This window comes from Pradoshia sp., assembly GCF_051873915.1.
Taxonomy (GTDB): Bacteria; Bacillota; Bacilli; order Bacillales; family Pradoshiaceae; genus Pradoshia.
In genome coordinates, this window is record NZ_JBJEFJ010000111.1 from 50,897 (window position 1) to 74,799 (window position 23,903).

Here is a 23,903-nt window from a genome sequence, read left to right on the forward strand (position 1 = left end):
TATTATTTTGCTTTTTCTGCGATTTCATCTACGCGATTAAGATTATCCTCTAAGCTTAATTTTGTAGCAGATTTGCTTAAGAATTGATACAGCATACCAACGAAGACAGCGCCGCCGACAATGTTGCCGATTGTTACTGGAATCAGATTATAAATGGCTGCCCCAATGGAGATTGTATCAGGGTGTGGAGAAATCAACGCGATAGAGAATAAAGAAAGGTTTGCGATACTGTGCTCAAAACCGGAGCTGAAGAACAAGAATACGACAAGAACCATCATCGCCATTTTTGCTCCATCGCCTTTCACTTGCGTTGGCAAGAATACCGCTAAACATACGAGCCAGTTACAAAGAATTCCTTTGAAGAAAAGGGCCGTAACGGATCCGTGCATTTTATAAGAAACAATCTCATGTAATAAATGATCGTTTGGAATATGGCTGAAAATACCGGTGAAATAAAAGAGAATGGCTAAGAAAATAGCTCCAGCCGCATTCCCTAAATAACAAGCAATCCAGTTTCGTCCAATATCACGTAATTGAACCTCATTACGCATATAAGCAACCGTGAAATAGGAAGTATTGCCCGTAAATAATTCAGCGCCGCCATATGTAATCAAAATCAAGGCGATACCAAAGAATAATGCCGGGAAAAGGTAAGCGAATGGCGAATCAGCCACACGGAAGTATTCACCTGTACGGAAGCATGTGACAATTAGGAATCCGACAAAGATACCTGCCAGCATAGCTCGAATAAAATAATGAAGTGGATAATGATCCAATAGTCTTTTCTTCTTGTGGGCAAGCGCCACAAAATACTTCAGACCTTGTTCTTCCATAATGTAGTCCTCCTGGTGTAGATAATTAGATATTTAGTAAGCATTAATTAACCTACTATACATGTCCTAAATTATCAATTCTATTTAAGGTAAAAAATTAATAGTAAATTCTTCTTATCCTTTTAAATGGTATGATTACCAATTCTTGATTACGGGTAATGTTCCTTAAAGGATGGTGATACTGATGAAGAATAGAGTCATGAAAAGAATTCTAGTCGCAGCAGCACCAGCTGTTATTGGCTATTTGTCTAAACGTTTTTTTGGGAAAAAGAAGCGAGTAGCATAAAGATTAATGACGGGCTATCGGCCCGTTTTTTTTAATGCCTTTTTGCCCTAAACATAATTTGCCCGGAAAATAGTCCTTTACTATTGATTTAGCCAATTGACTATATTTAACTTGATGTGAGAAAATATGTCTGTTTGACCAAGGATTTATTGAGGCAATTATTCACATAATGATTTCCTGCATGGTATAGTGGAAAGATGGACTTTTATATAAAGGATGGCATATATGACAAATTTAAAAGAGCAAATAGAATCTAGACGAACCTTTGCGATTATTTCCCACCCGGATGCGGGGAAAACAACATTAACAGAGAAACTGTTGTTGTTCGGCGGTGCAATCCGTGATGCTGGGACAGTTAAAGGACGGAAAACAGGAAAATACGCAACAAGTGACTGGATGGAGATTGAAAAGCAGCGTGGAATCTCCGTAACCTCCAGTGTTATGCAATTTGACTATAAGGGAACTCGGGTCAATATTCTCGATACCCCAGGTCACCAAGACTTCAGTGAAGATACGTATCGTACATTGATGGCAGTCGACAGTGCCGTCATGATTATTGATGCAGCGAAAGGGATTGAGGCGCAGACCTTGAAGCTTTTCAAGGTTTGCCGCATGAGAGGAATCCCTATCTTTACCTTTATTAATAAAATGGACCGCCAAGGGAAAACCCCGCTTGAGCTGCTTGCTGAGCTTGAAGAGGTGCTTGGTATTGAATCTTATCCGATGAACTGGCCAATGGGCATGGGGAAAGATTTCTTTGGGATTTATGACCGCTTCTACAATCGAATCGAAATGTTCAAGGCAGAAGAAGAGGATCGTTTCATCCCGCTTAACGAGGACGGAGAAGTAGAAGGAAACCACCACCCAGGCCTGGATGAAGCTTTGTATGAGGAAACGCTTGAAGAAGTGATGCTCCTAAATGAAGCGGGGAATGAATTCTCCCGTGATAAGGTATTAGAAGGTGAACTCATTCCTGTATTCTTTGGAAGTGCCTTGACGAATTTTGGCGTTCAAACATTCTTGGATACGTATTTAGAATTTGCTCCAATGCCTAGTCCAAGGGAATCCTCTGTTGGACCGATAGAGCCTGTTCAGGAAATGTTCTCTGGCTTTATCTTTAAGATTCAGGCAAATATGAACCCAATGCACCGTGACCGCATTGCGTTCTTCCGTATTTGCTCCGGTAAGTTTGAAAGAGGCATGAATGTGACGTTAAGCCGGACAGGAAAGCCGATGAAGCTCAACAATTCTACTCAGTTCCTGGCGGAGGAGCGAAATAATGTTTCAGAGGCAGTTGCTGGTGATATTATCGGTCTATACGATACAGGAACCTACCAAATCGGAGACACGCTAACATCTGGCAAGGAGGCCTTCTCCTTTGAGAAGCTGCCGCAGTTTACGCCTGAGATGTTCGTGAGAGTTAGTGCGAAAAACGTACTTAAGCAGAAGCACTTCCATAAAGGGATTAACCAGCTTGTCCAGGAAGGCGCTATTCAGCTCTTCAAAACAGTGGGGATTGAATCATATATCCTTGGTGCGGTAGGTCAGCTTCAGTTTGAAGTATTTGAGCATCGGATGAAGAATGAATATAATACTGAAGTTATAATGGAGCGCATGGGAGATAAGATTGCACGGTGGACGACAAATGAGAAGGTTGATGAGAAGCTTTCTAGCTCAAGAAGCTTGCTGGTCCGTGATCGTTATGACCAGTATGCCTTCTTGTTTGAAAATGATTTCGCCTTGCGTTGGTTCCAGGAGAAGAATCCAGATATTGAATTATATAATCCAATGGATCAGCATGAAAGATAATTACATTGCTGCCTCTTTATAAAGAGGCAGTTTTTTCATGGTGAAAAACAGTTGACATATTTTTCCGAATGTTCTTACAATGGTGTAAAGTCTTAAGGGAGTGGTTTAGGAGATGGATCATGTATATTTTTTTACAGGGTTTCCTGGTTTTATTTCAAATCAGCTTATACGGGAGTTGCTGGATACGGATAAGAGCTTCAATAAACTTGTGGCAATTGTTCTTCCCTCCCAGGTCGAAAAAGCGCAGAATGAAAGATACCAAATTATGCAGGAATTTCATTTAGGGGAAGAACAATTTCAGCTTGTAGCGGGTGATATCTCTAAACCGAATTTAAATATGACCGGAAATGAAATCGGTTTCAACAGAGAGGATATTACCCATGTCTTCCATTTAGCTGCCATTTATGATTTGGCTGTGCCGAGAGAGATTGCCTATTCAGTCAATGTGGATGGAACAAGAAACATGAATGAATTCGTCAGGTCCTTATCCAATCTTAAGCGCTATACATACTTCAGTACGGCATATGTGGCCGGCCGGCGGGAAGGGAATCTTTATGAGGATGAACTGGTCAGGCCAGAAGCATTTAAGAATTATTATGAAGAGACAAAATATGAGGCAGAGGTGCTTGTTCGGTCATTGATGCCTGAATTGCCAGTTACGATTATTCGTCCCGGAATTGTAAAGGGGAGTACGACGACAGGGGAAACCATCAAATTTGACGGTCCATATTTTATCTTGAACTTTCTTGATAAGATTCGTTTCATGCCAATCATTCCTTCTATTACAAAGTCGGTTTGTGTCATTAATCTAGTTCCAGTTGATTATATCATTCAGGCAACCGCTTACTTAAGCTTGAATGATAAAGGAAAAGGGAAAACCTATCATTTAACCGATCCAAAACCGTATACAGTTACCGAAGTTTATCGGATGTTTTCCACCATGTATAATGGAAAGGAACCGAAAGGCTATATTCCTTTCATACTGACGAAAGCGATGCTAAAGATCAAACCCGTTCGGAAATATTTTGGTGTGGAAGTGGAATCACTTGATTATTTCACCTGGAAGGGGTACTTTGACTGCAGCAATGCCAAGCGTGACCTTGAAGGGAGCGGGATCAGCTGCCCTGATTTTAAAGACGGGGTTATGCCTATGATTGATTACTATAGGGCTAATAAGAAGCGTACAGAATACCATATTGAGATTACATAAGGAGGAATGAAAGGTATGCAGGCTGTGAATAAAGAAAAGACGAAAGTATATGCGCCAGCTACTGGAGAGCTCATCATGGAATACGAGGAAACGCCTGCTATACAAGCCGCTGATATGATGGAAAGGGCCAAATCGGCCTTCTGGGGATGGAGTGCGTTATCTGTCCGTGAGCGTGTTTCCTATATCAAAAATTTACGAGAGGCAGTAGTAGAGGATATCGATGCTATTGCAGAACTAATCGCCAAGGATGTAGGAAAGGTAAGGACAGATGCCCTTGTCGCTGATATTATGCCGTCACTTGATGCCATGCTTCATGTTGAGAAGCATGCAGAAAAGACCCTCAGAAGCCAAAAGGTGAAAACGCCCTTTCTATTGATGGGCAAGAAATCCATGGTTGAGTACATGCCAATGGGTACGGTGCTTGTTATTTCACCGTGGAATTATCCATTCTTACTATCATTATCCCCGATGTTGTCTGCACTGGCTGCAGGTAATACGGTGATATTGAAACCATCAGAGGTTACACCAGCGGTGGGAATATTAATCGAATCCCTTTTTGAGAAAGCAAAATTCCCGCCGAATGTCGTTCAGGTTGCTCATGGCGGAAAAGAGCTCGGGGCAAGCCTGACAAATGCTAAGCCAGATTATATCTTCTTCACTGGCTCTGTCGCTACAGGGAAGATTATTCAGCAAGCAGCTGCGAGAGACTTAATTCCAACCACTTTAGAGCTTGGCGGCAAGGACCCAATGATTGTCTTGCAGGATGCTGACCTGAAACGTGCGGCAGAGGGAGCTGCCTGGGGTGCCTTTACGAACAGCGGTCAAGTATGTATGAGCGTAGAACGGCTGATTATAGAAGAAATGGTGATGGAGCCATTCTTAGAGGAGCTTCTGCCTCTCGTGAATCAATTAAAGCAAGGGTCCGGAGCGGATGATGATATCGGTTCGATGACCTCGCGCATGCAGATTGACATCGTTAAACAACAGGTTGAGGATGCACTTGAAAAAGGGGCTGTCCTTCTTGCAGGGGAACATCCATCCAAGTGGGATCTTGACTCCATGTTCATAAAACCCCTTATCCTCTCCCAGGTGACAGAGGATATGATGATTATGCAGGAGGAAACCTTTGGTCCTGTATTGCCTATTATTTCTGCAGAGGATGAAGAGGACGCTGTGAGGATAGCTAACGGGACTCGGTATGGACTGAATGCGAGTGTATGGTCTAGAGATAAGGAGAAGGCTCGGAGAATTTCATCGAGGCTTCAATCAGGGGCTGTTTTGATTAATGATGTGCTAATTACGGTTGCTAATAATAATCTGCCATTTGGCGGAGTAAAGGACAGCGGAATTGGAAGATATCATGGAGAGAATGGAATCCGAATGTTCTGTCATGAGAAAGCTGTGATGGAGGATTTGGGATACAAAAAATCGGAAATACAATGGTACCCTTATAAAGAGAAATATGAGTCATTCCGTAATCTTCTTGTTGCTAATTTTGGAAAGTCTCGATCCTTTAATGACGTATTGAAGGAATATCTAAAATTAATTAGAATGACTAAATCAAAATCTTAATTCTATCTTATCCTGCAGATTGCTAGACTGTAAAAATATTATACTTGCAGAAGTTGAGCATACCACCTATAATGAAACATACAAACCAATATGAACCCAATTCAAAGGGGAGTAGCGTTAGGGAAACCTAAAACAAAGTCGTCATTACATGGATCGTATCCATCGGCTTTGTTGGCATTTATTGATTTAAAAATGCTTAGCAAGACCTTTGCCAGTAAGTTTAATTACTAGGCAGGGGTCTTTTTTGTTGGATTGGAAAATAAAGGAGGTAATTATTTAGATGGATGCAGCATTAATACTAGAGTATGCATGGGTTTTATTAGTACTAATTGGATTAGAGGGAATTCTAGCGGCTGATAATGCGGTGGTTATGGCTGTTATGGTCAAGCATTTACCGAAGGAACAGCAGCGTAAAGCCTTATTCTATGGATTGGTCGGAGCTTTTGTATTGAGGATTGGTTCATTATTCCTGATTTCCTTCCTCGTAAATGTATGGCAGATACAAGCGATTGGTGCGGCGTACTTACTCTATATCATGATTAACTATCTAATCAAGCATTATATGATTAAGTCGGATAATGGCAAGGTCAAGGAAAGAAAACAATCCGGCTTCTGGATGACTGTTGTGAAGGTCGAAATTGCTGACCTCGCCTTCGCAATTGATTCAATGCTTGCGGCAGTTGCGCTTGCAGTGACTCTTCCTGAAGTGGGTAACTTCCATATTGGCGGTATTAACGGCGGACAATTTATTGTCATGTTCTTAGGCGGATTCGTTGGATTGATTATTATGAGGTTCGCTGCAACGAAATTCGTTGTATTGTTAAACAAACGTCCTTCACTTGAAACAGCAGCCTTCTTAGTTGTCGGCTGGGTCGGTGTGAAATTGGCAGTCGTTACTCTCGCGCACCCAAGTGTTGGTATTCTAAATGAACACTTCCCGCATTCAACTGTGTGGAAAGCAATCTTCTGGACAGTCTTAGTAGCCATTGTAGTCGTAGGCTGGTTTGTGTCCGGTAAATCAGTAGAAAGACAAGTTGGCGAAGATTCCAAAATCGATTAATAGGAAAAAATCCGTATGCTATTATGCATACGGATTTTTTTATGAGGAAATATTACCTAAATTTTCTCTCTACCCCCTTTAACTAAATAGGACAATCGAATCATATAGGGAGGCTGATAATGATCAGTAAAGGAGGGCAGCTAATCTAACATCCAGATAGGGTACAGAAAAAAGTTATAGAAAAGTGCATGGTTTTTAAAAATGTATCTATTCCCTCTATAACCTATTTTTACATCCTGTGGTATAATTTGTGCAGGGTGGGGTGAATTCTATGTTAGGAATGTTCTTTCCAAGTCTGAGGAAACGTCAGTGTCTGGAAGAAATGATGCATTCAATACAAAATGGGGATTTTGATCTACGCAATGACCTCATAGAACAATACAAACCGTTTATAAAAAAATCAGTCTCCTCCGTATGCAAACGATACATAACAGAAACAGATGATGAATTTAGCATAGGGTTAATTGCTTTTAATGATGCAATAGACCGATTCTCCTATGAAAAGGGGACGGCGTTATTGGCATTTGCTGATACGATGATTAAGCGTAGAGTCATCGATCATCTTAGATCACAATCAAGAAAAAACCAAGAACTATCGATAGAGTTCGGAGTTTATTCAGAGGAAGGATATGCACAAAGTCCTCTTGAAGCAGAAAGATCGATTGAATTCCATAAGGAAGAGCTCGATGCGGAGCAAAGAAGAGATGAAATATTACGCTTTACCAATATATTGACATCTTTCGGGATTACCTTCAGCCAATTGGTTCAAGCGTCGCCCAAGCATGCGGATGCGAGAAAGAATGCTGTCTCCATTGCCAGAATTGTGGCAGAGGATCCGCTCATGCTTGAGTATCTCTTTCATAAGAAGAAGCTGCCGCTGAAAAAATTAGAAGACAAGGTGAATGTTTCCCGTAAGACGATTGAAAGGAACCGGATTTATATTGTGGCAATGGTGCTGATTCTTACAGGTGATTACCAGTTTTTGAGTGACTACTTAAAGGGGGTGCTTAAGGATTGAAGCAAGGGGTCATTATGGATATTTCCGGAAACAAGCTGAAGGTATTGACACCTGATGGCGATTTTTTAGAAATCAAAAATGACAATGAATTTAATCAAATTGGGGACCTCGTCTACTTTGAACCTCAAGCTGCAACCAACCTTAAAAATAACCTCTCATCCAGGAAGGGAATAACAGCTAAAGCAATGCTCGCATTGGCTGTATCTATTTTATTGATTTTCAGCCTATTACCAATGGCTATGAATGACTCGACGGTTTATGCATATGTCAGCATGGATGTAGACTCAAGCATTGAATTAAGCGTTTCAGATGAGATGGAAGTATTGGATATAGAAGGTATTGATGAAGAAGGGGAAGAGATGCTCTCTGCTCTAGAGGGATGGCGGAATCAAGATATTGCTATTGTGGTCGCTCAAATACTCTTGCTCATGCAAAAGGAAGGAAAGCTAGGAGAGAACAATGAAATCGTATTCTCGACAGTAGTCCTTGATAAAGACAAGAACCTGGAAGAACATCTTGAAAGAAAGCTGTCCACTGTTGAAGAAAAAGGGATAAAATCTGTGGTTATAGAGACTCAAAAAGCAACGGTTGATGACAGGAAAAAGACGAAAAATGAAGATGTTTCAACTGACTCGTATATAGAGGATCAAACAGATAAAGAACGAGAGAAACAAGTGGACAAGAAAGAAGCTGTTCCAAAAGAGGAAAGTCCAGAGACACCTTCAAAAAAAGAGGATAAAGCTTCAAGCGATAAGAAGTCATCGGGACAAATAGAGCGACAAAATGAACATCCAACTGATGAAAAGAAAGCTTCTCCCAAAACGCCTGTGCAGAAAAAAGAAAAATCAAGAAATGAAAGCTCGTCTGCACCTGTAAAGGAAAAGAAAAATCAATCGCAAGGTCCAGTGAAAAGTTCCTCCAACAGCGTTCAAGCAAAAGAGAAAAAGGAAACCAAAAGGCAAGAACCGCAAAAACATCGAAGTGTGCATGAAACAAAGCAAGGACAGCCTGATAAACGTGTGCAGCAGCGGGATTCAAATAAAAAGGAATCCAAAGAGCGAGAATTAAAGAAGAACAATGATAATCGGTCAAACAATCAAAGAAATGACTGGAATAAACCAAGCCATTCCGACCAAAAAAATGAAAAATTCAGGGGGAATGGCAATAAAGAAAATCCTAAGGGAACTAATGGCAAAGAAAAAAAGCAGGAAGATGACAGAGGTCATCATGGTCATCGATAAATAAAAGAAATGCCCGGATACAGCTATCCGGGCATTTCTATGCCATCATTATTCAGTTTTACCTGACATTTGGGACTGAGCCAGTTTCACAAGCTGTTTAGTGATTTCTCCGCCAACAGAACCATTTGCACGAGCTACGGTATCTGAACCTAAAGTCACTCCAAATTCCGCCGCAATCTCATATTTATATTGGTCAAGCATCTCTTGGACACCTGGAACAAGCAATTTATTTCGGCTTGCCATTCTTATGCACCTCTATCTTTCATTATTGCTGGAATCTGATATTCCGCCTTCATAATATGCTTGTCAAACGGCCTCTTCATTCGGTTTAAACGATGGATGAGGAGGTATCGTTTCCCTTTCCGCACCATGCATGAATAGAGTGATTTGGACAAATAGTAATGGTGAGCTTTAGGAAGAAAGGACGATCATGATGAAGAGAAAAGCACAATTTGATGCCGCAGAGAAAACAAGCAAAACACCTAGAAGAAATTTAAGAGAGACTAATGAACATGAGACTGAGTTTTCTGCAGAGTTTTCTGGAGGAGAGGATGCGATGAAAGGCTTTAACCGCAACTCTAAGCATGGACGAAAAGGGAAATGAAGTGAAAATAAAAGAAGCATACTTGGCACCGTAAAAGGCGGTATCCCGAGTATGCTTCCATTTGGTTTAAGATAAAAGGGTTTCTGGTTCAGTAAAGAAGAGCTTGCTGCAGCCCTCTTTTGGATTGAAATAGGCTAGTACAAGATTTTTCTTGGAGCGGTACTCACCTGTTTGTTGATAATGTGAATAATCAATATCTATTTCTTCGATTAAGACATGCTTGTACATATCCTTTTCATTTAGCTTAAGCGAAGCGAAGTCGGCGCTTATTCGTTCAGGCTCTTGAATAGCTGCTTGATAATATGGCGACTTTTCCTGCTTGGTCATGGTTGTATCCCACCAAGGTTTGCGCGGCTTGAAGGAAAGGTTCTCTAGATAATCAACTTTTAGAAGGGATACAAGCATATCCTGGTTTTCTGGATAGGCCTGTTGATTAAATTCTACAAGGCGCTTAAATAGATCCTCCGGCTGATGGCCGATTCTTGACCAGTTCTTGTCCTCCCAATAGGAACCGAATTCCTGGAAGAAATCAAACGGAGATGGATATACCATGCTGACGAGATATTCTACGCCATGGTCCATGCGATGGTCATTCCAGTACTTCTCTAGAACATCTTCCACTTGTTTGATACGGATAATATCCGTAAATGGCATGACATTATTGCTTACAATTTCATATGGTGCTTGGTCCATGTATTCATAATTCCATTGCTTTGCCTGACTGCGAAGGCCCGTGCCGCGCAGCATCTTCAAGAATCCAAGCTGAAGCTCCTCTGGCCGCATTTCGAAAACATCATTAAAGGTTTTACGGAAGGAATCATAATTCTCCTCTGGAAGACCAGCAATTAAATCCAAATGCTGATCCACCTTAGCGCCATCCTTAATCATGGTGACGGTACGTTTAAGCTTCTCGAAATTTTGTTTCCGTTTTACAAGCTCGTTTGTATAATCATTCGTTGATTGAACCCCAATTTCAAAACGGAACAGCCCCTTTGGAGCTTCCTTGTTCAAATACTCGATGACCTCAGGCTTCATAATATCAGCGGTAATTTCAAATTGGAATACACAGCCGGGTTCATGCTCGCGAATTAAAAAGTCAAAAATATCAAGAGCATAGCTGCGGCTGATATTAAAGGTGCGGTCCATGAACTTAATGGTTTTAGCACCATTTTTCATGAGGAAGCGAATGTCATCCTTGATTCGTTCCCGATCAAAAAAGCGCACACCGGTTTCAATTGAACTTAAACAGAACTGGCAATTGAAGGGGCAGCCTCTGCTTGTTTCTATATACGTAATCCGTTTTGAAAGATTCGGAATATCCTCTTCAAATCGGAAGGGAGAGGGCAAGGTTTTTAAGTCAACTTTGGCAGCGGGCGGCGTGATGACCGGTTTGTCCCCTTCTAGAAAGGCAATCCCATGGACTTGGCGGAAGTCTTTCTTTCCATCTATTTCAGCAAGCAGGTTCTTGAAGGTGGCTTCCCCTTCACCAATGACAATAAAATCAACACCTGGTATTTCTCTCAGCCAAAAGAAAGGGTCATAAGTGACCTCGGGTCCCCCGAGAATAATATGAACATTAGGAAGGACCTTTTTTAAGATTGTAACAACCTTTTTAATCTCTTCCATATTCCAAATGTAGCAGCTAAATCCAATTACATCAGGGTTTCGCTTATATAGGTCAGTGACTATGTTCATGACCGGATCTTTAATCGTGTATTCAACTATTTCAACATTGTATTCAGGTGCAGCATAAGCCTTTAAGTAGCGCAGGGCCAAATTCGTATGAATGTACTTGGCGTTAAGCGTTGTTCCAATAATTTTCATGTTCGTGCAATACGTCCTTTCAGCATGATTCTAGCACTAATCTTAACATATTTATGTATATGAGTAACAGGAATGGACGGAATTCCCTTTTTGTTTTTGAAGACAGACGAAGAGGCTAGGACAGAACGAAATAAAGGATCCTCAGAAACGAATGATTGGAACTTATTCTTCCTACTCAATAGCAGTTGGAAATACAAGTCCGTTCCATTTTGCGCCATGCACTCGCTTTCCTCTGCTTCCCGCAGGAGTCGAGTGCATGGCGCTCCATTCCACTAGTCACGAATAATAGAAAGCCACAATCAACGAATGCATCGAAAACAACCAATAAAGACCCGAATAATTAGACGATAGATTCATTCATTTACCGTCTAATTATTCGGGTTTATCATTAGCTGAAAGACTTATGTCCCAGCCTCTTTGTTTTAATCATTAACGATTTTCGTGAATTTTTCTTTATAGAAATAGGCATACCATTTCCATTCTCCGAGCATTCTCTTTGTGTTCTTCCACTTCAGCTCGATAAATGGCTGTGTGACGGAAGTGACGAATTGACTGGATAGAATCATGGTCAGCAAGAGTGCAATGCCGGCAAGCAGTAAGTAGCTTTCAACTGTTGTGAAATATTCCTTTAAGCCTGTGAAGCGGAAGGTTCGGACAAAGAATCCATGTAATAAATAGACATAGAGGGTTTGAGTTCCCCATCTTGTAAAAAAGTATTTTCCCTTTGGTACTAAAGCCATAAAGCTGATGATCATTACAGCGTTTAGGCCAAACATCCCGAGTCTTTTGAACATGGAGATAAGGGAAGCTGTTTGTTCAATTTCTGAGTAAGGCTTTGACCCAAGCATCCATTGACTGTCAACAGTGATGAAATAGTAAAAGCAAATAAACAGAATGATGAACGGTACTAAAGCAATAATCCGGCTCCTAAAGGATGTCAGTCGTTCAAAGAATTCCTTCTTCATATGATATCCTGCAAGGAAGAACGGGAAAAAGACAAATGTTCGGGAGAGGCTCAAGAAATTGGAAATGGAATCCACATAGCCAATACCCAAGGCGACTATGACGGCAATCAACAGCCCGGTTGCCGGTTTAAACTTCGCATAAAGGAACAGCATTAGGTTCCAGAAGAATAAGCTTAGTAGAAACCATAGGGCCCAATTGGGGTTGAACGGCTCAATTTGAAAGGTTGAACGGTCGAATAAATAATAGTAGTAAATTGTATAGACAACCTGAAATATTAAATAAGGCAGTATCAATTTTTTTGTCAGTTTCTTTATATAGCCTGGTTTATTGAAGCCTTTAGCAAAGAAACCGGAAACGAGAATAAAGGCTGGCATATGGAAAGTATAGATGGTGCTGTATATGGCATAAATCAGTTCATTCTCATTAATATAGGTCCTGATGATGTGTCCAAAAACAACGAAAACCATTAAGATAAACTTTGCATTATCAAAGTAGCATGTTCTTTCTTTCATGATATCCTCCTGTAAGTCCATCTTAAAACCTTTTAGTTAGTTTTCCCATTTGGTCGTCCCCTAAAACAATCCTTATGTACCAAATTTAACTATGTGAATGAAATCACAATCATATTATAATTGTACTGGTTATCGTCATATGTCTTCAAGAAAATCAAACAATCCATGTTTGATTAAATATATAGATGTGAAGTTACGTAATTCCATTCTTTATGGAATGCATAGGTGAAATAGAGGAGGAAAGAATATGGCCATTCTGCCAAAAAAGAATGATAAAGGCTTCTATGAAATCAGGTTGGAATCCATTGGAGGATTAGGGGCCAATCTGGCGGGTAAAATGCTCGCAGAATCAGGTGTGCTTGGCTCGGGATTTAATGGCTCGAACTTTGCTTCTTATGGCTCGGAGAAAAAAGGGTCACCTGTGAAAAGTTTTATCCGCTTTGCGGATGCTGATACGGAAATCAGGGATCATAGCCCGATTGAAGAACCGCATGTTATCGGAATCTTCCATGAGGCTTTATATAAAATGGTTGATGTCGTAAGCGGCTTACAGCCAGATGGGATCGTACTCGTTAATTCAACGAGGGACTTTGATGAAATAAAAGATGATTTGAAGCTTTCTTATGGAACGCTTGCCATCGTTGATGCGCTAGGAATAGCGGTGGAGGAGAAAACGAAGGTTAATACAGCCATGCTTGGAGCGCTCTTTAGAATTTGCAGCTTTCTTGATGCTGAATCGATGAAAGATGTTATTAGAAGGACCTTCGAAAAGAAATACCCGCACTTAGTCGAGCCGAATATTCGCACGTTTGAACGGGGATATCAAGAAGTCCGCTTTAAAGAATATGAGGTACCGGCTGATGCTGAAGGGAAAAGCTTTACGAAGCCAGCTCCCCTGCTTGGTTATGAAACTCAACTGATAGGCGGTACCATCATTGCACAAGGCAATAGCCTGCTGAAAGACTTAAGCGGGTCCAGACAAGGGTTCCTGCCAAGCTGGGAACAAGAGAAATGTATTCACTGCGCTGCCTGTGATGTCGTTTGCCCCGACCTCTGTTTCGTATGGAAGGAAGGGGAGGATAAACGCGGCCGTAAGCAAATGTTCCTTACCGGTATTGACTATCAATATTGCAAGGGCTGTCTGAAATGTGTGGAGGCTTGTCCGACAAGTGCTTTGGCCGATATGCGAGAAATGCTTGGGTTTGCCGAGGAACATAGTGTAAAGCATAACCACCCTTTAATAGCAGGGAGTGTTGAATAATGGCAGTGAATGAACTGGAAGTAAAAGAAATGAATGAAACCATGAAACCTAATCAAATAACGACCTTTGAATCAGGCAATGAGATGGCTGCCATGGCAGCAGCTCAAATTAATTATCATATAATGGGGTATTTCCCTATTACTCCATCAACCGAGATTGCACAATACTTGGACATGATGAAGACTAGAGGAGAGCATGATATCAAGCTGATTCCAGCTGATGGCGAGCACGGCTCTGCGGGAATTTGTTACGGAGCAGCGACGACGGGTGCCCGTGTCTTTAACGCAACGAGCGCCAATGGCTTGATGTATATGCTCGAGCAGCTTCCTGTTCAAGCGGGTACGCGTTTCCCGATGGTCATGAATCTCGTAACTCGTGCTATCAGCGGTCCGCTTGATATCCGCGGCGACCATTCTGACTTATACTATGCATTGAATACAGGCTGGGTGATCTTGACTGCACGCAGTCCACAGGCTGTTTATGATATGAATATTATGGCATTGAAGATTTCCGAGCATGCGGATGTGCGTCTGCCGGTAATTGTTGCCTATGATGGATTCTTTACTTCCCATCAAAAGCGGAAGGTGCAATATTTCAGCGACCGTACAGCTGTACAAGCGTTTGTCGGCGAGTGCCCAACGGAATTCCCTCATGTTGATGTGAATAATCCGATTACTATCGGCGCTCATATGAATGGGGATGACTTGACCAATAACCATTATCAGCAATCAAATGCGATGTACCGCGCCGGTGAGATTTTCAAGGAAGTGGCGAAGGAGTATGGCGAATTATCCGGCCGCCATTATGATACCCTTGATCTTTATCAGATGGAGGATGCAGAGGTTGCTCTATTCCTCTTAAACTCTGCCGCAGAAACGGCAAAGGATATTGTCGACAGCTTGCGTCAGCAGGGGATAAAGGCCGGTGTAATCAGCCCGAATATTATCCGTCCATTCCCGAAAGAGGAAATTAAAGCAGCCCTTAAGAATGTCAAGGTTCTTCTTGTCGGTGAAAGAGCCGATTCCTATGGGGCTAATGGACCGAACCTTACACATGAAGTGAAATCAGCCCTTCAAGAAGATAAGGACAATGAAACCCTTGTGCTGAGCCGTGTATTTGGTCTTGGCGGTAAAGATTTCTATCCAGAGGATGCACAGGCATTCTTTGACGAAACCTTACATGTACTGCAAACAGGAGAGATCGAAAAAGCGTTTGATTATTACGGTGTTCACAAGGGACAGGAAGAGAATAAACTGGAACCAATCATCACACCGCAAACAGGCGACGTTTATAAGACAGGGTTAATTCAAGTTACCCCTGATGAAGAGACGGGGAAACTGAAAGTCCGAATCCCTCCTATTCGTGCTCTTATGGAGAAGCCTAAACGGTTAGCACCAGGCCATGGAGCATGTCCCGGCTGCGGAATCTTCCCGGCACTGGAATTATTCTTCAAAGGAATAGAAGGAGATATTGTTGCCTTGTACCAGACGGGCTGTGCCTATGTCGTTACCACGGCTTACCCGCATAGCTCTCATAAGCAAACGATGATTCACAATCTATTCCAAAATGGTCCGGCAACCTTATCTGGAACATTGGAAGCATTCCTGGAGAAGAAACGCAGAGGTGAGATAGACATCAGCGATGACGCAACCTTTGTGATGATCACCGGTGACGGCGGAATGGATATCGGGATGGGATCTGCCATTGGTACGGCCCTTCGCAACCATAAGCTGATTATGCTTGAATATGATAATGAAGGATATATGAATACAGGATCTCAAATGTCCTATTCGACCCCAATTGGCAATATGACAAGCACAACAGGTGTTGGGAAAGGGCAGCAAGGTAAGGCATTCCACCATAAGGATACACCGCAAATCATGGCAGCGACAGGTATTCCATATGTATTTACCGGATCAGAGGCCTTCCCGCAGGATTTAATTAAGAAAGCAGCCAAAGCCCAATGGTATGCTCAGAATGTTGGAACCGTATATGGAAAGATTCTCATTACTTGTCCGTTAAACTGGAAATCTAATGAGAGAGACGGTACGAATATCATGGAGGCTGCCGTCAATTCCTGTTTCTTCCCTCTATATGAAGTCGAAAGAGGAGAAACAAGCATCACCTACAATCCAGAAGCAAGAAAGAAACGGATTGAATTAGCCGAATGGCTCAAATATATGGGCAAGACGAAGCATCTTCTTAAAGAAGAGAATGCGCACTTACTCCATGAGTTTGAAGAAGAAGTGAATAAACGCTGGATGAAGCTGCAAGCAAGACATGAAAATCCAGCTTTATAATGAAAGCAGTTAGAAGGCTGTCCCTTAGCGGACAGTCTTCTTTTTATAGGGAATGTTTTATCGGCATTCAATCGCTCTGTTCGAAGTTCAATAGACCCGCTTTAGGTAAAGGCGTCAGAACATCTCTTATTTCTAAAGGATATGGGAAATTTTGACCGTTTGTCACAATGTTTTCAAAAAGAAAAGGAATTGTCAGGATTTTGTAGAATTATAAAGGGATGAATGTCGGAAGCGAAAAGGAGGATTGTCTTGAGTGATGGTCAAATGATGAATCTAGATGAGGGGTTGAACCACCAAATCAAAGAGGATAATCAAAGGCTAAAAACAGAGATTCAATTATGGGAGAACTTTTACCAATTCCATTCAGAAGCCATAATTATGACGGATAAGGAATTAAATATCCTTTCTTTAAATACAAGGGCGAGCAAGCTGTATCAGCAATTAGGCCAAGTCGACCGGCCGCGGAATTTAAAAGATTTCTTTCATGATGTTTCCAGTGAATTGGTGAAATTTCAAGTGAAGAAACTAAACCAGCATGGTTATTCCTTTGATAAATGGACAACCTTTCTGCATGCCTCACACCCTCTTGAGATTGAAATTTTTGCTGCGGCAGACGGCAAGGAAGAGCTTGGAAACCCTGAAAAATTTATTTACATGTTGATGGTCAGCGACAATAATCTTCTTCCTTCAACAATCGGCAATCATAATTTGTATGCTGACTTAATCAACGGTCTTAGCCATAATATTGTCATTCATAATGGCAAAGGCACTATAGTAGATGCGAATGAGGCATTTGCAGCCTTGCTGGAAAAGGAACGGTATGAATTGCTCGGGAATAGTTTTCTTAGACTTATGAAGGAAGAGAGTGCCCAATCCTTCCTGGATAACTTAGGGAATTTAAGAACAAGCAAGGAATGCAAAGGTTTTTTTTATGTGGAAATTAGGGGAGTATCCACAAGGTATGAGTATATGGCAAGCTATAATTTGCATAGCGGATTATATTATACGGTGTTTGCTGAGGCTCAAAAGCCGGCAATTACGCATTCGGTTATCCATTTAATAGAAGAAATATCTACACAGGTTGATGGAGCTGTCTTAATTGTTCAAAGGGATGGTCAGATTATCCGTGTCAATGAACAGGCCAGCATGCTATTCGGTTATCCAAGGTCAGAAATGATGAAACTTCATATACGGGATCTTGTACTGCAAGCTGGGGAGCTAGATGAAATGCTGCAAAATACAGCTGAGAATTGGTCATTTGAAACGTACTGCAGATGGCCTGATGGAAAGGCAAAGCTTATTGAAATTACGAACAAGCCCATCAAGGATTCTGAGTACAATCTGTTACTTTGCAAGATGCCGCATGGAATCTATCCATATGAAGATGACGGCTTTTTGTTCCACCAAAAGTTTCGCAGAATCTTTGATGGGACATTTGATGGACTCCTTATTTGGCGGGAGGACGGCCGGATTATTGACGTGAATGCTCCGGCATCTGATATTATCGGGCTGCCGTCAGAGGGGATGATTGGCCAAACCTTTCAAGAGATTTTTGACCTTGATTCAAATCAGAAGAAGCATCTGCAGCGTCATCTTTCTTTAATGGCTAAGAATACACAGCATAATTTTGTTTGTGAGTTGACCTGTAAGGATGGTCAGACGAAGCAATTGGATTTTCTCTCCCGCCCGGATATTATGAAGGGAATGCATTTGACCGTTTTTCGTGATATAACGGATAAGCTTAAGATGGAGGAACAATTAAAGAAATCTGATACATTAAATGTAGTGGGAGAGCTAGCCGCAGGGATTGCTCATGAAATTAGAAACCCAATGACAGCGCTGAAGGGCTTTATTCAATTGCTTGAGGGCAGTTTGAAGGGCGATTATGCCAGTTATTTTCAGGTTATCACATCTGAATTACAGCGGATTGAAACCATTATTACCGATTTTCTGATATTAGCTAAGCCTCAAGCTGTATCCTATCAAATTAAACAAGTAAATACCGTATTAAGCGAAACACTTGAATTATTGAGTGCTCAGGCAGCGATGCTGAATATCCAGTTTCAGACGAACTATGGTGAGCTGCCACTGGTGCATTGTGAAGCCAATCAATTGAAGCAGGTCTTTATTAATCTCCTGAAAAATGCTATCGAAGCGATGCCTGGCGGTGGAACGATTGATGTTTCCACAGAACCTTTTTTTGATAACCATATCTTAATATCCATCCAGGATCATGGCATCGGCATACCGAAGTCAGTCTTAAAGAAACTGGGCGAACCCTTTTATACGACGAAGGAAAAAGGAACCGGCCTTGGGTTAATGGTTACCTATAAAATTATTGAAGAGCACGAAGGCTGGATAGAAGTGACGAGTAAGGAAGGGGAGGGGACCCTCTTTCAAATCTATCTTCCAATCTTCCATGAATAACGTGAGAACCTTCTTTCGACAAGGAGGTTCATTTCATGTCCTTTATCTTAAGAAATTACAATTTAATGAATTATCATGGTTATTGATTTACATTTATTTGGAATTTTGGCATAATCCATACAGAAAGATTGCATAGGAGGAAACGTCGTGAAACAAGCGAACTTTGTTACTCTAGAAGCAGATATTAACATCGCGAGAGAGAAGATGATCAGCTATGCTTCTGAATATGGGTATTTAGATCAAGGGACAATCCAATTAAGCAGACAGCTTGACCAGTTAATCAATCAATATACAAGAATGAAATATAAGCGTACGTAATGCAGCCTTGAGTCCATACTTTGCTGGACCTGACTGCTAATCGGCTTTTGCGTTAAGGCATTCCGCCTCGAAATGAACCTCAAAACAGGCTGGCCGTCATAAACGTGACAGGTGGGCCGCATTTACTTTCCTCATCCTTTTTACCGATAAATAATTTACTTTTGTTTAGTTTAGAAGTATAATAACGCAAATCGAGATTCTTGAAGAAAAACGAATTCGGAGGGTAAGAGGAAATGGTCGAACCAAATCAATCACTAAAACTCTTTGTGGTGATGTCTAAAGCCTACAGAGCGATTAATGATTACACGAATAAATATATTCAAAAAGAAGGGGTCAACCCAACTGAATTTGCTGTACTTGAGCTTCTCTATCATAAAGGTGAGCAGCCCTTACAGCACATCGGGGATAAAATTCTCCTGGCAAGCGGCAGCATCACCTATGTGGTCGATAAGCTGGAGAAGAAGGGACTTCTGAAAAGGGTTGCCTGCCCTAATGACAGAAGGGTGACCTATGCACAAATCACTGAAGAGGGGACGGAATTCCTCGAAGGAATCTTCCCAGCTCATCAAGAGCGGATTGAAGAGATTATGAGCGTCTTATCAGATGAAGAAAAAGCGATTGCCATTGAGTGCATGAAAAAAATTGGCCAAGCTGCACCAGCTAAATAATCGTTCACGAAAAAGGATTGAATGGAAAAGATTCAGTCCTTTTTTTCATCTAATAGCTTAGCTCTCAGGGGTATGATTGATTATTTTCCAGTTCTATACATAACAGTCCTTCTCCAGCATAAAGTGTCTATAGGCAGAGGAGGGACAAGTTTGAAAAAACAATGGATGAGCGTATTCCAGGTAGCTGCCGTATATGTTGGGACGGTAATAGGGGCAGGCTTTGCCACCGGTAAGGAAATTTATGAATTCTTTACGAAATACGGATCTTACGGGCTGCTTGGCATTATTTTAGCTGGATATATATTTATCAGTCTGGGCAGAAAGATGATGGTGATTGCCCTCAAGTATGATTTGAAAAATTATATGGAATTCAATGCGTGGCTATTCGGGAAACGTTTGGCCCTTTTTATTAATGTAATTGTTATGTTTATGCTCATTGGGGTGACAGGAGTCATGATGGCTGGAGCGGGAGGCCTTTTTGAGGAACAGCTTGGGTTCTCCAAAATGGGCGGAATGGTGTTTACAGCCTTTTTGGCAGTGGTTGTTATGAGCTGGGGTGTACATGGACTCCTCTCCATTAATACATTTGTTGTGCCGGCTATGGTCATGTTTAATATCATTTTGATGGTGGTTTCCCTTTTTACATTAAAGGGGGCTGCCCATTTAGTGCATATCCCTGACTTTGTGAGCATGAAGGCTTTCTTGTCCCCGTTTTCCTATACGGCCTTCAATCTTGCTTTGACACAAGCTGTACTTGTTCCGTTGGCGACAGAGATTGGGGATGAGAAACTGATTAGAAGAGGGGCCAATCTAGGGGGAGTCCTGTTAGCGCTCGTTCTTCTAAGCTGTCATATTTCCTTATCATCTGTCAGTGGGATTGGAGAGATTAATATCCCCACGGCCTATGTCATGAAGTCCATTGCCCCCTATTTGTACGGATTATATTTGTTCATTATCTTCGGTGAGATCTTTACCTCGCTTATTGGCAATGCCTTTGGGCTTGAGCGGCAATTAAAGAAAGTGACCGGGCTGCCCTCATGGTCACTTTATGTCTTCGTATTAAGTTTCTGCCTCCTGATTGGCCAATTCGATTATGGCCCGTTAATTTCTTACCTATATCCATTGTTTGGTTATATAAGTTTATCCTTCTTAGTTCTGTTGACGGTAAAGAAGGAATGAGATTATTGAAGCGGAAAGACAGCTAGAAGAAGCAGGTCAAATAGTAGGTGAGAGATAATGACCATTTGGAGGTTCTTCTTCCAGGCATACAGGGTACCCCATAATAATCCGCCGCCAATGCCGGCGAGTACGAGGAGCAGATTGCCTGAGAAAGCAAGAGGCAATGTATAAAGAAGGGCGGCGAGCAGGACAGAAGGGATGGTCGTTATATGACCGTGAATCTTCCTCTGGACAAACCCTCTCCAGAAAATCTCCTCACCCGGAATAATCAGCAAAATCAAGACAGCGTATTGCCATGCTGAAGCCGGAGAAAGAAGGCGATATAAATCCTCCAGCTGAATCTGAAGCGGAGGATAGAGCAACGGGAGCCATTTACTTGCTGTCCATGTAATGCCATACATAAGAGCGCCAGAAAGGCTGCCGTATAGAAGGCTATTTCTTAAGGGCTGCTTTTGACTGTCCGGGTGTTCGATAAGGAAGGAAAGTGTCATTAACAGGGTCATGGCTGCCGTATAGGTAAACCAGAATTTCGATAAATCTAGATAAGAAATGAATAAAAGCAAATAAGCAAGACATAAGCAAAGCAGAAGTGGATGGTCCTTGGCTGCATTCTTCATGCTTTTCCTCCTGTTCATTGAATCATGATTATATGACAGAAAGAAAAGAGAAGGAATTCCTTCTCTTTTCGCTGTTTATTATAAAGTTAGGATGATTGGTTCGTTTTTCGTGACAACAATGGTGTGCTCGCATTGTGCGACCAAGCTTTTATCCTTTGTGACATAGGTCCATCCATCTCCAAGCTCTGTTACCATGGATGCTTTCGTGGAGATGAAGGGTTCTACCGCAAGGACTGTCCCCTCATGCAGCAATTCGCTGTCCCAAGGATCAAAATAGTTAAGGATATGATCAGGGCTTTCATGCAAGCTTCTGCCGATGCCATGGCCAGTCAGGTTTTTAATGACATTGAAGCCATTGGCACGAGCGGTGTTGAAAACGGCCTTGCCTATCAGATTTTTCTTAGAGCCTGCTTTTGCCTTTGAGATTCCGTTGTTAAAAGCTTCAACGGCACATTGGCATAGTTTGTCAATCTGTTCATCAGATTGACCTACCATGAACGAGATGCCTGTATCCGCGTAGTATCCATCTAAGACGGCTGATACGTCAATATTGACTAAGTCGCCTTCATTAATGACGCGCTTTCCAGGTATTCCATGGGCAACTTCCTCATTTACGCTGATGCATGTATAGCCGGGGAAGTCATACTCGTTTTTAGGAGCGGAAATAGCCCCGGTTTCATCAAATAATTGTTTGGCGAGCTGATCCAGTTCAAGGGTCGTTATGCCAGGTACGGTTGCGCTTTTCATTGTTTCCCTGACGCGGGATACAATCGCACCGATTGCCTTTAGGCCTTCTAAATCTTTATCACTTTTTACTATCATAATACTAAACCTGCTTTCTGTTCTGCTCTCTGCCAGAGGAGGAGCTTATTGAAAGGTTCCAAAAAGGAATCGGTTTTAATTATAGCGAAGTTTTCTTTAAATAGAAAGAGAGCGGCATGTACGAAAAAAACGAGACATAACGTCCCGTTTTACAGCTCGTTTACAATCGTATAGTTTTTATGGTTAACGACCGTTTTTTCTTCAAGCTCAAGGTCCCGGTAGTTCTCCATTAAGGTTAAATCGACAATAACGGAATTTTCATTCACTTTTTCGACAATTCCGCGCAAGCCATCACGGAATTCAATGATATTTCCTACATTGGCTTTATTCATTCTATTCACACCTTTTCTAGAGTTTATATGGAAATCATTAAAGCATGAAGTCTAATCCGTCATTTCTTTACTTTATATGCTTGTTTTTACCGTTAAGCGGATTATTATTGTCATTATAGTATAAAATTCAAAAATTGTAAGTCATTAAAAGGAATTTTTTGATAATTATTCAAAAGTTAAAACAACTTGAACCCCCTATTTAAAAAAATGTATGATGGAATCACATAAAAGGAGTTGTCAGAGGAATGAATCAAGAAGAAATTGAACGTCTTTTCGAGCAATTGAAGAGTGGGGAATTAACCCAGTTGGATGTAAGCAAGGAGGATTTTCTTGCCTTTCGATCGGTCTTGGTGAAACGGAATGATTTTAAGCATTTTCGAGGGATTGCTCATCTTGGGGGCAGTGTTACGTATGAATATTTGGAGGAACCGAGGAGCTAGCAGCAACAGGCCAATGATGAAAGGAATCATCATTGGCCATTTTTGCGGGTTAAAATGCCTCAGGATGCTGCCTATAGTAGGCTTGTAACTTTTTGATGGTTATTCGTTTCCATGATTTGACGGAGGCGGTTGTCGTTTGACAGTCTGCTGCGATTTCACGGGTAGTTTTACCATATTGAATGTGATGGATAAGCCAGCAGCTTTGATTTGATGTTAAGGTCTCGAGAAAGGCCTTAGGAATGAGCCAATCGAGCATGTGCATCATTTCTTCGTCTTGAATAAGATGATCCATTCCAGCTTCCTTCAACTGTTCGCGCATTTGAATTTTGTTTGATTTTTGCATATGAGACAGCATTCTTCCCTTTATGGTCATGAATGCGTAGGACATGAATTGCCCTTTTGCGGAATCATAGGCCTTACTTGCCTCCCATAGAGCAATCAATCCTATTTGTATAAATTCATCTTTATCTCTATAGATATTTAACCGTTTAATCATGTGATGGATGAGCGGGGTGTACTGCTCTGCAATTTTTTCGAATTCCTCCATTATTAGAAAACCAGCCTGTCCTGAGGAGCGACCTCGATTTATTCCCGGGTATCTATT

General features: G+C 41.5%; 22 protein-coding genes and 1 riboswitch. Of the genes, 14 read left to right on the plus strand and 8 right to left on the minus strand.

Annotated elements, in window-relative coordinates; translation table 11 throughout:
* Positions 1 to 2 precede the first annotated feature (2 nt).
* Positions 3 to 833: a formate/nitrite transporter family protein gene (locus tag ACI35L_RS10225; RefSeq protein WP_439802836.1), complete on the minus strand. Its 831-nt coding sequence runs from the start codon at positions 831 to 833 to the stop codon at positions 3 to 5.
* A 511-nt stretch (positions 834 to 1,344) separates the two neighbouring features.
* On the opposite strand from ACI35L_RS10225, the gene ACI35L_RS10230 reads away from it, so the two are divergent.
* From ACI35L_RS10230 to ACI35L_RS10255, 6 genes are all read left to right on the plus strand, one after another.
* Complete coding sequence (locus tag ACI35L_RS10230) at positions 1,345 to 2,928, plus strand: peptide chain release factor 3 (protein WP_049671601.1); 1,584 nt, start codon at positions 1,345 to 1,347, stop codon at positions 2,926 to 2,928.
* Between the two features lie 112 nt (positions 2,929 to 3,040).
* Positions 3,041 to 4,138 (plus strand): SDR family oxidoreductase, encoded by a 1,098-nt coding sequence (locus ACI35L_RS10235; RefSeq protein WP_049671600.1) that lies wholly within the window; start codon positions 3,041 to 3,043, stop codon positions 4,136 to 4,138.
* 6 nt (positions 4,139 to 4,144) lie between these two features.
* The gene (locus tag ACI35L_RS10240) at positions 4,145 to 5,710 is read left to right on the plus strand and encodes an aldehyde dehydrogenase family protein (protein ID WP_053103764.1); all 1,566 of its coding nucleotides are present in this window, start codon (positions 4,145 to 4,147) and stop codon (positions 5,708 to 5,710) included.
* 94 nt (positions 5,711 to 5,804) lie between these two features.
* Positions 5,805 to 5,908, plus strand: a riboswitch (yybP-ykoY riboswitch).
* Between the two features lie 82 nt (positions 5,909 to 5,990).
* Positions 5,991 to 6,770, plus strand: coding sequence for a TerC family protein (locus ACI35L_RS10245; protein WP_049671599.1), 780 nt, complete (start codon positions 5,991 to 5,993; stop codon positions 6,768 to 6,770).
* A gap of 262 nt (positions 6,771 to 7,032) precedes the next feature.
* The gene (gene sigI / locus ACI35L_RS10250; protein ID WP_439802837.1) at positions 7,033 to 7,788 is read left to right on the plus strand and encodes an RNA polymerase sigma factor SigI; all 756 of its coding nucleotides are present in this window, start codon (positions 7,033 to 7,035) and stop codon (positions 7,786 to 7,788) included.
* Complete coding sequence (locus ACI35L_RS10255; protein WP_439802838.1) at positions 7,785 to 9,029, plus strand: anti-sigma-I factor RsgI family protein; 1,245 nt, start codon at positions 7,785 to 7,787, stop codon at positions 9,027 to 9,029. Before sigI ends, ACI35L_RS10255 begins: the two co-directional genes overlap by 4 nt.
* 48 nt (positions 9,030 to 9,077) lie before the next feature.
* Here ACI35L_RS10255 and ACI35L_RS10260 read toward each other — a convergent pair whose 3' ends face one another.
* Complete coding sequence (locus ACI35L_RS10260; protein ID WP_049671596.1) at positions 9,078 to 9,272, minus strand: alpha/beta-type small acid-soluble spore protein; 195 nt, start codon at positions 9,270 to 9,272, stop codon at positions 9,078 to 9,080.
* Positions 9,273 to 9,459: 187 nt separating this feature from the next.
* Between ACI35L_RS10260 and ACI35L_RS10265 the strand changes: the two genes are divergently transcribed.
* Positions 9,460 to 9,633 (plus strand): hypothetical protein, encoded by a 174-nt coding sequence (locus tag ACI35L_RS10265; protein ID WP_197089939.1) that lies wholly within the window; start codon positions 9,460 to 9,462, stop codon positions 9,631 to 9,633.
* A 66-nt stretch (positions 9,634 to 9,699) separates the two neighbouring features.
* Here ACI35L_RS10265 and ACI35L_RS10270 read toward each other — a convergent pair whose 3' ends face one another.
* Together ACI35L_RS10270 and ACI35L_RS10275 are read right to left on the minus strand one after the other, a co-directional pair.
* Entirely contained in the window at positions 9,700 to 11,457 is a 1,758-nt protein-coding gene (locus tag ACI35L_RS10270; RefSeq protein WP_439802839.1) for a B12-binding domain-containing radical SAM protein, read from the minus strand.
* A gap of 422 nt (positions 11,458 to 11,879) precedes the next feature.
* Entirely contained in the window at positions 11,880 to 12,935 is a 1,056-nt protein-coding gene (locus ACI35L_RS10275) for an acyltransferase family protein (protein ID WP_439802840.1), read from the minus strand.
* Positions 12,936 to 13,182: 247 nt separating this feature from the next.
* Here ACI35L_RS10275 and ACI35L_RS10280 point away from each other — a divergent pair, with 247 nt between their 5' ends.
* The 6 genes from ACI35L_RS10280 to ACI35L_RS10305 all read left to right on the plus strand — a co-directional run bounded on the left by ACI35L_RS10280 (position 13,183) and on the right by ACI35L_RS10305 (position 21,088).
* On the plus strand, positions 13,183 to 14,196 hold the full coding sequence (locus tag ACI35L_RS10280; protein WP_049671593.1) for a 2-oxoacid:acceptor oxidoreductase family protein: 1,014 nt from the start codon (positions 13,183 to 13,185) through the stop codon (positions 14,194 to 14,196).
* Entirely contained in the window at positions 14,196 to 16,496 is a 2,301-nt protein-coding gene (locus ACI35L_RS10285) for a thiamine pyrophosphate-dependent enzyme (protein ID WP_439802841.1), read from the plus strand. Before ACI35L_RS10280 ends, ACI35L_RS10285 begins: the two co-directional genes overlap by 1 nt.
* Before the next feature lie 249 nt (positions 16,497 to 16,745).
* Complete coding sequence (locus ACI35L_RS10290) at positions 16,746 to 18,923, plus strand: PAS domain-containing sensor histidine kinase (protein WP_049671591.1); 2,178 nt, start codon at positions 16,746 to 16,748, stop codon at positions 18,921 to 18,923.
* 147 nt (positions 18,924 to 19,070) lie between these two features.
* On the plus strand, positions 19,071 to 19,241 hold the full coding sequence (locus ACI35L_RS10295; RefSeq protein WP_082197145.1) for an aspartyl-phosphate phosphatase Spo0E family protein: 171 nt from the start codon (positions 19,071 to 19,073) through the stop codon (positions 19,239 to 19,241).
* Between the two features lie 233 nt (positions 19,242 to 19,474).
* Positions 19,475 to 19,909, plus strand: coding sequence for a MarR family winged helix-turn-helix transcriptional regulator (locus tag ACI35L_RS10300; protein WP_049671590.1), 435 nt, complete (start codon positions 19,475 to 19,477; stop codon positions 19,907 to 19,909).
* 150 nt (positions 19,910 to 20,059) lie between these two features.
* Positions 20,060 to 21,088, plus strand: coding sequence for a YkvI family membrane protein (locus tag ACI35L_RS10305; protein ID WP_231589535.1), 1,029 nt, complete (start codon positions 20,060 to 20,062; stop codon positions 21,086 to 21,088).
* Between the two features lie 2 nt (positions 21,089 to 21,090).
* Here the strand turns inward: ACI35L_RS10305 and ACI35L_RS10310 are convergent, their stop codons facing one another.
* The 3 genes from ACI35L_RS10310 to ACI35L_RS10320 form a co-directional block, all read right to left on the minus strand.
* Positions 21,091 to 21,705: a lysostaphin resistance A-like protein gene (locus ACI35L_RS10310; protein ID WP_439802842.1), complete on the minus strand. Its 615-nt coding sequence runs from the start codon at positions 21,703 to 21,705 to the stop codon at positions 21,091 to 21,093.
* Positions 21,706 to 21,783: 78 nt separating this feature from the next.
* On the minus strand, positions 21,784 to 22,527 hold the full coding sequence (map, locus tag ACI35L_RS10315; protein ID WP_439802843.1) for a type I methionyl aminopeptidase: 744 nt from the start codon (positions 22,525 to 22,527) through the stop codon (positions 21,784 to 21,786).
* A gap of 149 nt (positions 22,528 to 22,676) precedes the next feature.
* The gene (locus ACI35L_RS10320; protein ID WP_049671587.1) at positions 22,677 to 22,859 is read right to left on the minus strand and encodes a YkvS family protein; all 183 of its coding nucleotides are present in this window, start codon (positions 22,857 to 22,859) and stop codon (positions 22,677 to 22,679) included.
* A gap of 245 nt (positions 22,860 to 23,104) precedes the next feature.
* Here ACI35L_RS10320 and ACI35L_RS10325 point away from each other — a divergent pair, with 245 nt between their 5' ends.
* On the plus strand, positions 23,105 to 23,299 hold the full coding sequence (locus ACI35L_RS10325; RefSeq protein ID WP_049671586.1) for a hypothetical protein: 195 nt from the start codon (positions 23,105 to 23,107) through the stop codon (positions 23,297 to 23,299).
* A gap of 49 nt (positions 23,300 to 23,348) precedes the next feature.
* On the opposite strand, the gene ACI35L_RS10330 is transcribed toward ACI35L_RS10325, so the two are convergent.
* Positions 23,349 to 23,846, minus strand: coding sequence for a sigma-70 family RNA polymerase sigma factor (locus ACI35L_RS10330; RefSeq protein ID WP_049671585.1), 498 nt, complete (start codon positions 23,844 to 23,846; stop codon positions 23,349 to 23,351).
* Positions 23,847 to 23,903: the final 57 nt, after the last annotated feature.